Annotated in this window: 12 protein-coding genes; 7 read left to right on the top strand and 5 right to left on the bottom strand. The window is 49.2% G+C overall.

Translation table 11 applies throughout. The annotated features are described in order from the left end of the window. Positions 1 to 120 precede the first annotated feature (120 nt). Genes ACZ5ZZ_RS07795 through ACZ5ZZ_RS07780 form a run of 4 tightly spaced genes read left to right on the top strand, consistent with a single transcriptional unit; the run spans position 121 to position 3,769 of the window. Positions 121 to 705 carry a hypothetical protein gene (locus tag ACZ5ZZ_RS07795; protein ID WP_464134920.1) on the top strand — a complete coding sequence of 195 codons (585 nt, stop codon included), beginning with the start codon at positions 121 to 123 and terminating at the stop codon, positions 703 to 705. Beyond that, positions 705 to 1,664, top strand: a complete 960-nt coding sequence (locus tag ACZ5ZZ_RS07790) for a formimidoylglutamase (RefSeq protein ID WP_464134917.1) — start codon at positions 705 to 707, stop codon at positions 1,662 to 1,664. Before ACZ5ZZ_RS07795 ends, ACZ5ZZ_RS07790 begins: the two co-directional genes overlap by 1 nt. Before the next feature lie 3 nt (positions 1,665 to 1,667). Further along, positions 1,668 to 2,693 (top strand): threonine aldolase family protein, encoded by a 1,026-nt coding sequence (locus tag ACZ5ZZ_RS07785; RefSeq protein ID WP_464142140.1) that lies wholly within the window; start codon positions 1,668 to 1,670, stop codon positions 2,691 to 2,693. After that, positions 2,690 to 3,769, top strand: coding sequence for a tryptophan 2,3-dioxygenase family protein (locus ACZ5ZZ_RS07780; protein ID WP_464121012.1), 1,080 nt, complete (start codon positions 2,690 to 2,692; stop codon positions 3,767 to 3,769). Before ACZ5ZZ_RS07785 ends, ACZ5ZZ_RS07780 begins: the two co-directional genes overlap by 4 nt. 144 nt (positions 3,770 to 3,913) lie before the next feature. Here the strand turns inward: ACZ5ZZ_RS07780 and thrS are convergent, their stop codons facing one another. Next, entirely contained in the window at positions 3,914 to 5,161 is a 1,248-nt protein-coding gene (gene thrS, locus ACZ5ZZ_RS07775; RefSeq protein WP_464142138.1) for a threonine--tRNA ligase, read from the bottom strand. A 372-nt stretch (positions 5,162 to 5,533) separates the two neighbouring features. On the opposite strand from thrS, the gene htpG reads away from it, so the two are divergent. Together htpG and ACZ5ZZ_RS07765 are read left to right on the top strand one after the other, a co-directional pair. Then, entirely contained in the window at positions 5,534 to 7,411 is a 1,878-nt protein-coding gene (gene htpG, locus ACZ5ZZ_RS07770; protein ID WP_464142136.1) for a molecular chaperone HtpG, read from the top strand. Positions 7,412 to 7,609: 198 nt separating this feature from the next. Beyond that, the gene (locus ACZ5ZZ_RS07765) at positions 7,610 to 8,236 is read left to right on the top strand and encodes a hypothetical protein (RefSeq protein ID WP_464142134.1); all 627 of its coding nucleotides are present in this window, start codon (positions 7,610 to 7,612) and stop codon (positions 8,234 to 8,236) included. A 22-nt stretch (positions 8,237 to 8,258) separates the two neighbouring features. Here the strand turns inward: ACZ5ZZ_RS07765 and ACZ5ZZ_RS07760 are convergent, their stop codons facing one another. Beyond that, a complete protein-coding gene (locus ACZ5ZZ_RS07760) occupies positions 8,259 to 8,729 on the bottom strand; it encodes a peroxiredoxin (protein WP_464142132.1) in 471 nt (156 codons plus the stop codon). Further along, positions 8,719 to 9,903, bottom strand: coding sequence for a hypothetical protein (locus tag ACZ5ZZ_RS07755; RefSeq protein WP_464142130.1), 1,185 nt, complete (start codon positions 9,901 to 9,903; stop codon positions 8,719 to 8,721). The genes ACZ5ZZ_RS07760 and ACZ5ZZ_RS07755 overlap by 11 nt, the downstream gene beginning before the upstream one ends. Before the next feature lie 114 nt (positions 9,904 to 10,017). On the opposite strand from ACZ5ZZ_RS07755, the gene ACZ5ZZ_RS07750 reads away from it, so the two are divergent. Continuing rightward, the gene (locus tag ACZ5ZZ_RS07750) at positions 10,018 to 11,682 is read left to right on the top strand and encodes an AMP-binding protein (protein WP_464142128.1); all 1,665 of its coding nucleotides are present in this window, start codon (positions 10,018 to 10,020) and stop codon (positions 11,680 to 11,682) included. A 74-nt stretch (positions 11,683 to 11,756) separates the two neighbouring features. Here ACZ5ZZ_RS07750 and ACZ5ZZ_RS07745 read toward each other — a convergent pair whose 3' ends face one another. After that, the gene (locus ACZ5ZZ_RS07745) at positions 11,757 to 12,143 is read right to left on the bottom strand and encodes a high-potential iron-sulfur protein (protein ID WP_464134901.1); all 387 of its coding nucleotides are present in this window, start codon (positions 12,141 to 12,143) and stop codon (positions 11,757 to 11,759) included. A 175-nt stretch (positions 12,144 to 12,318) separates the two neighbouring features. Beyond that, entirely contained in the window at positions 12,319 to 12,798 is a 480-nt protein-coding gene (locus ACZ5ZZ_RS07740; RefSeq protein WP_464121003.1) for a MerC domain-containing protein, read from the bottom strand. Positions 12,799 to 12,881 lie beyond the last annotated feature (83 nt).

The raw sequence follows: 12,881 nt of genomic DNA, 5'->3' as shown, positions 1-12,881 counted from the left end.
TGAGTTTTACTCGGTTGTTTCCCTATAAATGCCACACATATAAGCAACTGACTCATTGAGTCAAAAAAGGTCGTCGAAATACTATTGACCGGGTTATTCTCCCATGAAAAAAGGTGGGGCATGAGAATTCTGCTTTTCGTCCTCATTCTGATTTCAGGATCTGTTGGCTTTTCTGCGCGCCCTCTTTCGGGCACGATTGAGCGCGATATTACAGGCACTTACCTGAGAGCCGATTCTGCTTGCGTTCGTTATCTTGTCGAATCCGAATCTCAAGATACGGAAGCCAACATTCGCCGCCTTTCCACGGGTGACACTGTGACAGCTTCCGGTGTTCTGGATCCAAACAGCTGCGTGGCGTACATCGAAAGCGTGGATTATGTTGGCTTGAAGAAGATGCTGGGCTACTGGCACAGCTCTGATGGTTTGCTGACTGTGCGTGACTTTAATTCTTTGAGCTTCTATCCGATCAGCGTAAAAGACTTCCAAAAAGGACAGGACTACGCAATCATCGACCCGATCACGTATCGTTACAGCGTCACTCCCTCCACGGGGAAAGACTGGGTTCTCTTCCTGTCTGACGCAACGTCCACCACCTTTGCCACTATCCGCTTTAATAAATCCCGTGCTACGATGAAAATCTATGATTCCGAAACGGGCAACGTGACTCGGACTCTTCACCTAAGTAAGTGGGGCGAATTGAAATAATGAGCTGGTTACATTCCATCGACAAACATCTTCTTTTCACCAAAAACGATAAAGAGGATCCGCGTCTCGGTGAATGCGTCCAGCTCCTTGCTAAAGGCGACCTAAGCAAACTTCCTGAATACAATTTTGATTTTGCTATCATCGGTTTTCCTGACGATGAAGGCATCGGCCTGAATGGTGGCCGCGTCGGCGCTCAGGTGGCTCCGCGTGAAATCCGCACATACCTTTATAAAATGACCCCGCATTTACAAAGCACCCGTCTGCCACAGATCCTGGATTTGGGGGACTTGATCGACAAAGAAAAACCTTTGGCCGAACGTCACGAACGGGCACGCGAAACCACGCGAACTCTGGCTCAAACTGGCAAGCGTTGGATTTCCCTGGGTGGGGGGCACGACTATGGCTATTGCGATGGCGCAGGCTTCTTGGATGTTTTTAAGGACGAGGCCGTTCTGATTAACTTTGATGCTCATATGGATGTGCGCCCAACAGATAAAGGTTTTAATTCCGGCACTCCTTTCCACCGCGTGCTTTCCGAGTTCCAAGGCCATGTGGACTTCGCAGAGGTCGGCATCCAAAATCAATGCAACAGCAAAGCTCATATCCAATGGGCCAAAAATCACGGCGCCGAGGTTTTTACTTTGGATGACGTGAACGAGCGCGGTTTGCTGGATGTTTTACAGGGTTATCTTAAAGGCAAAGAGAAAAAGAAAATCTTCCTGAGCATCGACATTGATGCCTTTACTTCCAGCGAAGCCCCGGGATGCAGCCAGTCCTGGACCACCGGGCTTTTCACAAAAGAGTTTTTAAAAAGCTATCTTTGGATGATTGAAAACTTTGATGTGCGCGGGATCGGTATTTACGAAGTTTCCCCTCCTCTGGATCAGGACAATCGCACCAGCAAGCTGGCGGCGTTACTTGCACACAATTTTATTTTTGCAAATCTAAAGAAGAGCTAGATCATGAAACGCGGTTTTGGCAGCGACAACCACGCAGGCATTCATCCTCGTATTCTGGAATCATTGCTTGCTGCCAACACTGAACACGCCCCGGCCTATGGCACTGACGAATGGACCGAAGCCGCTGTGGCAGAGTTCAAAAAACAATTCGGTCCGGATGCTCAGGTGTTCTTTGTCTTTAATGGCACGGCCGCCAACGTGACAGCACTGCGGGCCTTGGCGAAGCCTCATCAATCGGTTTTCTGCTCTGATGTCGCCCACATCCATGTGGACGAATGTGGTGCCCCGGAATACATGGTCGGCTGTAAATTACTGCCCTTGCCATCAGTGAAGGGAAAGCTTCAGGTGGAGACTTTGGAAAAAGCCTTCATTCGCCGCGGAGATCAGCACTACTCCCAGACCCAAGTGCTAAGTCTGACTCAACCGACTGAATTGGGCACCACCTATTCTGTGCAAGAACTCAAAGATCTGATTCAATGGGCGAAGGCTCGCAAGCTGTATGTGCATATTGATGGCGCCCGCCTTTCCAATGCCGCTTTTTTCCTGAAGAAGACTTTCAAGGAAATCACCACGGACCTCGGCGTGGACATTATATCTTTCGGGGGCACCAAGAACGGACTGATGATGGGCGAAGCTGTTGTGATCCTGAATAAGGATTTGGCAGCGGATTTTAAATACATTCGCAAACAGTCGGCGCAACTGCCTTCGAAGACTCGCTTCATCGCCTGTCAGTTCGAAGCCTACTTCAAAAACAATCTGTGGCAGGAGATCGCGGCACATTCTTATGAAATGGCTTTGTATCTTTACGAGTCCTGCAGGAACATTCCCGGCGTCAGCGTGCGGGAGTTCCCGCAAAGCAACGCTGTCTTTGCGACGATACCCAGCCACTGGGTGAAGAAGCTTCGTGAACATTATTTTTTCTATGTCTGGGATGAAAACACTTTTGAATGCCGCTGGATGACCTCATGGGACACCCAAAAGCAGGACATCGACGGTTTCGTCCAGTTACTTAAGGAGCTTTCCCAATGAAATACCCACCGGTGCACTATCATTCCTATCTTGGCCTGGATCCTTTGCTGAATTCCCAGCATCCCAAAAGTGTGGAGTACGGCAAGCCCGCCCACGACGAATTACTTTTCATCATCGTTCATCAGACATATGAGCTGTGGTTTAAACAGATTCTTTTTGAATTGAACTCGGTTCTTTCGACTTTCCAAAAGCCGGTGGTGGCGGAAGCTGAAATGGGTATGGCCAGTGCGCGCTTGGAACGTATTGTGAGCATTCTAAAACTGATCATCGGTCAGATTGATGTGCTGGAAACCATGACTCCACTGGATTTCCTGGATTTCCGTGACATGCTTTATCCGGCTTCCGGGTTCCAAAGCTACCAATGGCGTTTGATTGAAACAAAGCTGGGTCTGCGCATGACAGATCGCCTGGCTTACAACCAGTCCCCGTTCTATAAATCCTTAAGCGAATCCCAGCAGACCGAGATGTTGGAAGTCCTGAATCAGCCGTCCTTGCATGATTGCGTGGAAAAGTGGCTGGAACGAACACCGTTCCTGCAGGGTGAAAACTTCAACTTCTGGGAATCCTACAAAGAAGCTGTGAACAAAATGTTCCAGGATGACATCAATACCGTGAATAAGAATCCGCAGCTGACAGAGGACATCAAAAAGAAAACCGTGGAAGGTTTGGAACAAACCCTCAAAAGCTTCGACGCCCTGTTTGACGAAAAAGCTTTTGAAAAGCTGCGCGCCGAAGGACAGTTCCGCCTCAGTCACAAGGCCATGCATGCAGCCCTGTTAATTCAACTGCACCGCGATCAACCGATCTTGCAAACACCATTTAGAATCATCCGCGCGCTTCTGGATATCGATGAAACGATGACAACCTGGCGCTATCGCCACGCTTTGATGGCAATGCGAATGCTGGGTCAGAAGATCGGCACCGGTGGTTCCAGCGGTCACAAATACCTGGCCGATGCCACGGCCAAACACAAGATCTTCGGCGATTTCTTCAACCTGACCACGTTCCTGATCCCAAGATCGCAGGTCCCACCTCTGCCGAAATCCATCGCCGACCGCATGAGCTTCCATTATTAAAAGGTGCCTGGTTGTTTTTTCTGGCTACAGCGCAGCAGTAAAAGATAAAAACTAAAAAGCCCACAGGCACAAGCACTGTGGGCTTTTTTTATAACCAGAACGCCACCTGATGCGACGTAGCCAGAAAAAACAACCAGGCACCTTTTACTGCCGGGAGCTGACCTCTTTTAGTAAGAGATCCCGCAAATCTTCGGCTGCCATTTTCTGCCGAACCGGTTCTCCTCGGCGCTGCACGCTGATCTTTCCCTCTTCCACTTCGCGATCACCGATGACCACGACATAACAGGCCTTGCTTTGCCACGCTTCGGCCAACTTTCTTTGCAGCGATTCCACCCGGCCATCGACTCGCACCCGCAAGAAAGCATTATGTAACACGCTTCGCACGTCTTCGGCCGCGGCCACATGCCTGTCGGCCAAGGGGACAATCACCACTTGTTCAGGCGAAAGCCACAACGGAAGCGCTCCTTGATAGAGTTCCACCAGCAAGGCCACCATGCGTTCGTGCGAACCAAGTGGCGCCCGGTGCAAAATCAAGGGCCGCTCTTTTTCGCCGGACTCATTGATGAAGGATAAATCAAAGCGCTCAGCACTGATAAAATCCAATTGCACAGTGGAGGCACTTTCCTCTTTCCCGAGCACCGACTCAATTTGAATATCGATTTTCGGTCCATAGAAGGCCGCCTCGCCAGACTCCTCTTCAAACTCCAGTCCGCTTTCAAGCAGGACTTCACGCAAAACATTTTCCGCCCAGTCCCACTTTTCCGGCATCGAAACATATTTATCCCCGCTGCGATCCCATTTCGACAAACGCAGACGGTATTTTTTAATGCCTAAAATCTCATAAGCCTTTTGATACATTTGCAGGACTTTCAGGATTTCCTCCTTCACCTGGGACTCACGCACATACAGATGAGCATCGTTCTGACAAAGCCCGCGCACGCGCATCAGACCAGACAGTGCACCCGACCCCTCATAGCGATAGACCTGCCCATATTCAGCCAACCGCAGCGGCAAATCACGATAGCTGCGCAGTTTGGCCGAGAAAATTCTGTGATGATGGGGACAGCACATCGGGCGCAGTCGATATCTAACACTCTCAAGATCAATGGCGGGGTACATGGATTCTTCATAATAAGGCAGATGGCCCGACTGGAAATACAGATCCTCTTTGGCGATGTGGGGGCTGACGACGCGCTGGTAACCCGCCAGAAACTCCAGCTCTCGCATAAGTTTTTCAAGCTCATCACGAATCACCACCCCCGCAGGCAACCACAAGGGCAACCCCGCACCAATGGCCTCATCCACCTGGAAGTAATTCAGCTCATGGTTTAGCTCTCGATGATCTTTTTGGACAAGGCTCACTCCGGCCTGTCCATTTTTAACGGAAGACATAATAAAACAACTCCTCTGCCAGCACTTTGGGCAGACGTAAAAAATTTATGAAAATGACATTGGTTTTTTCGAAGCGCGCCCACACAGGGCCGCAAAATAGAGCTTGAACCCCTACGGGGTGGTGATGGTGAGAGCTAAAATAAGGTTCGCCGATTGGCTAAAATTCATAAAATCAGGCTAACACAAAGCATCTATATCCGACCAATTAGTAATTTTTAGAGCTGCCATAAATTTAAAAGGTGCCTGATGACTTTTTAAACCCACGCCGCGTTAGAAAAAGTCATCAGGCACCTTTTTTCTTTTCTCTGACCTTGCCAAATTCCGCCAAGGACTCACATTCAATAGGTATTTTGACCTTTTGAAGGAGTTAGTATGGCCAAGCAGGTGCAAAATTTTAACGCAGAAATTAAACAACTTCTGGATATCGTGATCCACTCTTTGTACTCCCACAAAGAGATCTTCCTCCGCGAACTTCTGTCCAACGCGTCTGATGCGATCGACAAGCTCAAGTTCAACTCCCTGACTCACCCCTCCCTTCTGCCTGAAAACTGGCAGCCACACATTCGTCTAGAGCCCAGCAGTGAAACCAAGACCTTGAAAATCATCGATAACGGCATCGGGATGACTCAGGAAGAAGTTGTCGAGTTTATCGGCACCATCGCTCGCTCTGGAGCCAAAGCCTTCATGCAAATGAATGCCGAGATGAAGACCAAGCCGGAACTGATCGGTCAGTTCGGTGTAGGCTTCTATTCCGCCTTCATGGTGGCTGACCGCGTGACCTTGCACACACAAAAGGCGGGCTCTAACGACGGCACCGTGTGGGAATCCCAAGGAGATGGCACCTACACTTTAGACAACGTTCCTCGTCCTGAAGGCACAGGCACGACCATCACCCTGCACATGAAAACTTTCAAGGAAGAAGACGAAGTTCAGGATTTCACAGACAAGTGGGTTCTAAAATCCCTGGTGAAGAAGTATTCCGACTTCATCGCTCATCCGATCAAAATGCAGGGTGAAAAGGAAGACGAGACACTCAACTCACAAAAAGCCATCTGGTTGAAGTCACCGTCTGAAGTGACCAAAGAGGAATACAAGGACTTCTACCAGCATCTGACTCAAGACTGGAACGAACCTCTGCGCACCGTTCACTACAAAGCTGAAGGCACGATGGAGTTTAATGCCTTGCTTTACATTCCGGGCAAAAAACCATGGAACTACAACATGCGTGACATGGAATACGGCTTGAGCCTTTACATCAAACGCGTGTTCATTATGGCTGATTGCAAAGATCTTCTGCCGCCATACCTGCGCTTTGTAAAAGGCCTTGTGGACAGCAGTGATTTATCACTGAACGTGTCCCGTGAGCTTTTGCAACAAGACCGCCAAGTCACACAGATTCGCAAAAATGTGACGACCAAGACACTGGCCACGTTGAAGGACCTTTTGACGAAAGAACGCAGTGCCTATGAAGACTTCTGGACGGAGTTCGGCGCCACATTGAAAGAAGGCATCCCTTCTGATCCGGCCAACAAAGAAAAGCTTCAGGATCTAGTGCTGTTCCACTCTACGTCCTCTGACAAGATGACAACGATGGATGAATATGTTGCGCGCATGAAGGAAAATCAGAAGGATATTTACTATATCACGGGTGATTCCCTGTCTCAGGTGTCCAACAGCCCTTACCTTGAAAAGCTGAAGGAAAAAGGTTTTGAGGTTCTTCTGCTGGTAGATCCTGTGGATGAATGGGTTGTTGATGCCATGAGCGAATTCAAAGGCAAAAAACTGCAATCCATTATGCGCGAAGGCCTGGACTTGGACACGGCGGAAGAAAAACAAAAGAAAGAAGAAGAAAAGAAACAGGCCGAGGTCACCTTGAAGCCAGTCTTGGAGTCCATGAAAAAGACTTTAGAGAACAACGTCAAGGACGTGGTTCTTTCTGAGCGCCTGACCAATACACCGGCCTGCCTTGTGGCATCTTCTTCTGACCCATCTGCACACATGCAAAAGCTGATGTCACAGATGGGTAAAGAGTATGCTGGTCAAAACATCAAACGCATTATGGAGATCAATCCGAATCACCCGGTCTTTGAAAAAATGTTGAAGGCCTCTCCTGATCAACAAACAAAGTGGGCCGAGATTTTGTATGCACAGGCTTTGCTAACAGAAGGCTCCAACCTTCCTGATCCGGTGAAGTTCTCGCAACAAATTGCCGAACTGATGGTTCAGGCCGCTGACAGCACCAAACACTAAACGCCCAAAAGCTCCCCAAAGAATCAGGGGAGCTTTTTTTTCGCCCAGCGAACCCGACTCAAGGGGATATCGATCTTCATTTCGGATCTGTAATTTCCACCAAAGAAAGATTAAGAGACGGCAAAGGAGGTGGGGCCTTTGTATAGAAGAAGCTTAAAGGCGATTAACTTTCCTTAACACCTTCCGATCTTTTTTCTAATGCTGAGATATTTTTATTACTTCACATTATTTTGCGCACTTTTCACAGCGTCGAAAGACTGTGAAGCGAATCAGGCCGGAATTTTTCCAAGCACAAGATTCAGCGCCTATCAAAGCAACTACTCTGGCGAACCGGGCAAGTCCTTTGCTGAAACAGCCACCGGCCTGGTGGCGGGCCTCACCGTGTTTATGGATGGAAAACGCCTGATTCCCTACTTTGGCTTCAAGGTTGGAAGTATGGCGGGAACCCAAACATTTCTCGATGGAACGACAGAAGTTTCCAGCTCCTTTAAGTACTACAACTCCACGGCGGAAGCCGGCCTTCAATTATTCGTGATTGAACGAAAAAAAAGAGGCTTCAATACTTATTTTTCTGCTGGCGGAGTGCTGGGATACAATTTTGTAGCCCTTGGAAAGACGGTGGAACTGGAGAACATTCACCGCAGCGATCAGTCATTCTCGGTCGGTTATGCTGCCGGAATCGGCTCTGAGTGGATTTTAACCAGCGCCCACAACAACAAATGGAACTTCAATGCCGAAGTTCTCTATAAAAGCGAGAGCGCAACTCTGTTTAAGTCCAAATACGATCTTAGCTGTATGGTTTTTTCGATCGGCCTTGGCTGGTAGCCCTGCTCGCTTTTTCTGATGTCTAGAGTTCTTTCAAAAACTGAAGAATCTCCGCCGCGTGCCCTGGGGCTTTGATCTTGCGGAACTCCCCGACAAGTTTTTGATCTTCATCAATCACAAAGGTGCTGCGCTCAATACCCATCACTTTTTTGCCGTACATGTTCTTTTCTTTGATCACATCAAAGAGCTTGCATAGCTCTTCGTCTTCGTCTGAGAGAAGTTCAAACTTAAAATCGTACTTGCAGATAAACTTATCATGCGACTTCAGGCTGTCGCGGGAAACACCAAAGACCACGGTGTTTTGCTTTTTAAACTGCGGCAGCAGTTCGTTAAACTCAATCCCTTCTGTTGTGCATCCCGGTGTGCTGTCCTTTGGGTAGAAGTAAAGAACAACCTTTTTCCCTTTCAGACTGGACAGACTTAAGGTCTCTCCGCTGGAGGATGGAATTTTAAAATTTGGAACTTTCTTACCCATTTCAACTTTAGCGGCCATGTGGAGCTCCTTCTACTGGTTCTATTTGCTGAGGTATTGGTTGCGGGATCGGCTCCGGAACAAGCATAGAGGGGTCACTTTCCCCCTCAGGCTGGGGCTCCTGCGGCAATCCCTCTTGCGGTGGTGCTTCACCTTCCGGCCACCCATCGGCGCCGGGCTCGTCAGGAGCGGCCTCTCCCCCCTGCCCTTGTTGTTGCTGTCCTCTTTGCAACATCACATCCGGATCAATCCCGCCTGGCAGGTCCAGTGGTGGAGGCATTCCCAAACTAGGAGTGCCGCTGACCGGTTCCAGAGGCTGATTCACTCCGGGAACGGCAACGGGGCCTGTCGGCGCAATCGCGCCCGGAGCCCCCGGTTTTGTCGGAGTCCCCGCTGGTGTCGGTGTCACCGCAACCGGTGGCGCTTCTGGCGCATACAGCTCTGTTTCCAGAACCGTGATCTTACCTTCCATCGGGACATCTGCTTCGATCTTGCGAATGTCCGTGAGATTTTCATACACTTTCCCGCGCAGCTTGATCAAATTCTTTCCGGACTTCTGATATTCATACACGTCCAGACGGATCATTTGTTCTTTGCTGCGATCCTGCGCCCAGTCTTTACAGTTTAAGCTTTCCAGTTTATCCCGACCGCGCAGTGAACAGTGAATCTGCTTATTCAGGATGCTCGCACCCAATCCAAGAACCTCCTGCAAATTTTCGGGATAGAAAATCAGATTCAATTCACCATCTTTGGGGACATCAAAGCTGGCAAGACGTTTGGCCTCAGTTTTTTCACTGCACTTTTCAAAAATCTCGCCTTTCTGCGGATAACCGGCCAGCCCCAGAACATCGCGCTTCACCAGGTACCGATCGCACCGGAACAAAGACTTGTTCGTCAGCTTGATATTTTGGGAGGCCAACAACGCTCTTTGGGCCTTTCCAAAGGGTGACTTTCCGATGGGAGGACGTGCTGCGGTCAAAACCCACCATGCTTCACGATGAATTCCGTCCGCTTCGGAAAGATAGCGCACCATCCATTCCTGACTTTTATCTTTATTTGCAGCCTCATCTGCCTTCGGAGTGAGCACTTTAACCACTTTCTGCGGTGTTACCACAGGCGTTTCCTCTTTCTTCCCGAAACAGGAAGTCAGCAGAGACAGAGCGATTCCGAAGATGATGAGGCGGCGAAGTTTCATACCACCAGTTTTGCAAATAGGCCCTGTGAAAACAAGAATTTACTTTACCTCATTCGAATCTTTACTCTAAACTTTCAGAGAATCAAATTGATGCAACTTTAGCAGGAGGTCTCCATGGAAAGAATTTGGCTCAAGAACTACCCCAAAGGTGTTGCGCACGAGGTGGATCTGACACGTTACAACTCCTTGGTGGATGTTTATGAAGAGGCCATCCGCAAGTTCAATTCCAAAAAAGCCTTTACCAGCATGGGAGTCAGTCTCACCTTCTCAGATCTGGACAAGAAAGTGGATCAGTTCGCTTCCTTCCTGCAAAACGAACTGAAACTTAAAAAAGGCGACCGCATCGCTATCCAGATGCCAAATCTACTGCAGTTCCCGATTGTTGCTTTCGCGGCTTTGCGCTCAGGCTTGACCATCGTGAACACCAATCCGCTCTACACAGCCAAAGAAATGCGCCACCAATTCAAGGACTCTGGCGCCAAGGCCATTGTGATTTTGGCCAACTACGCCCACCTTCTGCAAGAGATCATCAAGGAAACTGACATCGAAAGCGTTGTCATCACTGAGATCGCGGATCTGTTCCCGACTCCGAAAAGAATTTTGGTAAACTCGGTAGTTCGTTATATTAAAAAAATGGTTCCACCGTACCATATTCCACAAGCCTACTCTTTCCGTCAGGCCATGGAACTGGGTGCGATGAAACCTTCTTCCAAAATTCCGACCACTTTGGAAGACATCGCCTTCCTGCAGTACACAGGTGGCACGACAGGCGTGGCCAAAGGTGCCATGCTGACGCACAGAAATGTTGCGGCGAATATGTTGCAAATCTGTGACTGGATGACTCCGAAACTGCGCGAAGGAGAAGAGGTCGCGATTGCCGCCCTTCCGATGTATCACATCTTCGCCCTGACTCTGAACTGTCTGGGTCTTTTGCGCTACGGAAGCGAAAATGTTCTGATCACCAACCCCCGCGACATCCCTGGGTTCATCAAAGAGCTTAAGAAAACTCCGTTCACCGTGATGGCGGGCGTGAACACGTTGTTCAATGCTTTGATGAACAACCCTGAATTTACAACCATTGATTTCAGCCGCGTGAAAGTCAGCGTAGCTGGTGCAATGACTTTGCAAAAATCTGTTGCTGAAAAGTGGATGGAGCTGACCAAATCCGTGATCGTGGAAGGTTACGGCCTGACAGAGGCATCCCCCGTGGTGTGCTGCAACCCTATCGACGGGACAGACCGCGTAGGAACCATTGGCCTGCCGTTCCCAAGCACTGACATCATGCTGATTGACGACGACGGTAAAGAGGTTGCTTTGGGCGAGCCAGGTGAACTGGTATGCCGTGGACCTCAAGTGATGGCCGGTTACTGGAATCGTCCTGATGAAACAGCTCAAGTGCTGAACAACGGCTGGCTGAAAACCGGCGACATCGCCGTGGCAGACGCCGACGGCTTCTTCAAGATCGTGGATCGCAAAAAAGACATGATTCTAGTGTCAGGCTTCAACGTTTATCCAAACGAGGTGGAAGAAGCCATTGCTTCCCATCCAGGTGTTCTGGAAGTGGCGGCCATCGGTGTACTTGACGAACATTCCGGCGAAATCGTGAAGGCAGTGGTCGTGAAGAAAGATCAAAACCTGACGGCGGAAGATGTGATTGCTCACGCCCGTAAGAGCCTGACGAACTACAAAGTGCCACGCCTTGTGGAATTCCGCGCGGAATTGCCGAAAACAAATGTCGGTAAGATCTTGCGCCGTGCTTTGCGCGACACCCCCAAATAATCAAACACAGTGATATAAAAAAACCCTGATAAGAATTCTTATCAGGGTTTTTTATTTTCATAGAAATTGAAAGCTTACGCTTTTTTATTCCAGGAAGCACACCAGCCTTGGCCGTAAACAAGTTTACCAGCGAAGATTGTGCAAGTGCCGACTTCTTTACCGTTACGAACTTCTTTTTTAGCGTAGAAGCCACAACCCATGCAGTCGTTGCCTTTGGATTCTGGAGCTTTTTTAAAGTCCTCAACGTACTTTACCGCTTTTGCCACGGAATCATTAGGGTCCACCATCGGCATACCACCTGCCGCTGCACCGCCCGCTTCCGGAGCGCCACCACGTTTTTTCTGAGCTTCAGCCGTTGAAGAGAAAACAGCAGACAAAGCCGCTGGTGCAACCACAGCAACGCCAGTGATCTTTGCAAGAGTTGAGAAGAAACCGCGACGGTTCATTTTAGATTCGATCATAGATGCCTCCATCATTTAGTTTTCAACTAAACACTACTATCTTTCACTTGGTTTTCAATTGAAAAACGCGAAAAAGTATGCGATGGCGCATATTTCCTTTAGCTAACCTACTAAAATCGCAGCAGAATGAGGCACTGCCTGCCACAAAAAGCTGCATTGACTGAAGTTCAAAATACTACTTTAGGCGGGTCGCCTCGTGCTTATGACATAGGCACGCACGGCGATTAAGGACATGGGCTGTGATCAGTAAAAAGCTGCCGACGATGGTAACCACATCGTGCTCCATCACCTCCACCCATTCATGGGGAAGGACCGACGCTGCTGCCACCATCGAAAGCCCCAAGACACCCAAGGCAAAGACCCGCGCCTGCTTGTGGTGTTTATAACCCGACCAGAAGGCAAAAAGTCCCACCGGCAGAATCACCACCGCCATGGTCAAATGAACCCACTCAGAATGGAAAAACTCCCCGAATACGGGAAGCAACAGCACCAGCAGCGGCGTCGCCAGACAGTGAATGGCACACAAGGAAGACAGGAAGATGCCGATACGGTCCCAGTTCTCTGTTTTTTCTGCAAACTCCTCATGCTGAGTGTGATCCACCTCGCAGCAGGAATCTTGTTGAGCTGAGGGTTGGGTAAGAATTTGTTCGTCCACGCAAGACCGCCTTTGGTGTCACTGTTTTCCCCTAAATGCAAATCACTGTCAACTAGAATAGACCCCCTTGCGTTTGAACCGGG

The organism is Bdellovibrio sp. HM001, assembly GCF_055397275.1.
Note: the sequence above shows the minus strand (reverse complement) of the source record. Positions and strands in the feature narration are given on the sequence as shown.

Bases quoted from the DNA above. Each gene is read 5' to 3' on its own strand.
- ACZ5ZZ_RS07760 (WP_464142132.1), bottom strand. From the start codon at position 8,729: ATGGCCGCTAAAGTTGAAATGGGTAAGAAAGTTCCAAATTTTAAAATT.
- ACZ5ZZ_RS07745 (WP_464134901.1), bottom strand. From the start codon at position 12,143: ATGATCGAATCTAAAATGAACCGTCGCGGTTTCTTCTCAACTCTTGCA.
- ACZ5ZZ_RS07750 (WP_464142128.1), top strand. From the start codon at position 10,018: ATGGAAAGAATTTGGCTCAAGAACTACCCCAAAGGTGTTGCGCACGAG.
- thrS (WP_464142138.1), bottom strand. From the start codon at position 5,161: ATGTCTTCCGTTAAAAATGGACAGGCCGGAGTGAGCCTTGTCCAAAAA.
- ACZ5ZZ_RS07765 (WP_464142134.1), top strand. From the start codon at position 7,610: ATGCTGAGATATTTTTATTACTTCACATTATTTTGCGCACTTTTCACA.
- ACZ5ZZ_RS07790 (WP_464134917.1), top strand. From the start codon at position 705: ATGAGCTGGTTACATTCCATCGACAAACATCTTCTTTTCACCAAAAAC.
- ACZ5ZZ_RS07795 (WP_464134920.1), top strand. From the start codon at position 121: ATGAGAATTCTGCTTTTCGTCCTCATTCTGATTTCAGGATCTGTTGGC.
- ACZ5ZZ_RS07755 (WP_464142130.1), bottom strand. From the start codon at position 9,903: ATGAAACTTCGCCGCCTCATCATCTTCGGAATCGCTCTGTCTCTGCTG.
- htpG (WP_464142136.1), top strand. From the start codon at position 5,534: ATGGCCAAGCAGGTGCAAAATTTTAACGCAGAAATTAAACAACTTCTG.
- ACZ5ZZ_RS07785 (WP_464142140.1), top strand. From the start codon at position 1,668: ATGAAACGCGGTTTTGGCAGCGACAACCACGCAGGCATTCATCCTCGT.
- ACZ5ZZ_RS07780 (WP_464121012.1), top strand. From the start codon at position 2,690: ATGAAATACCCACCGGTGCACTATCATTCCTATCTTGGCCTGGATCCT.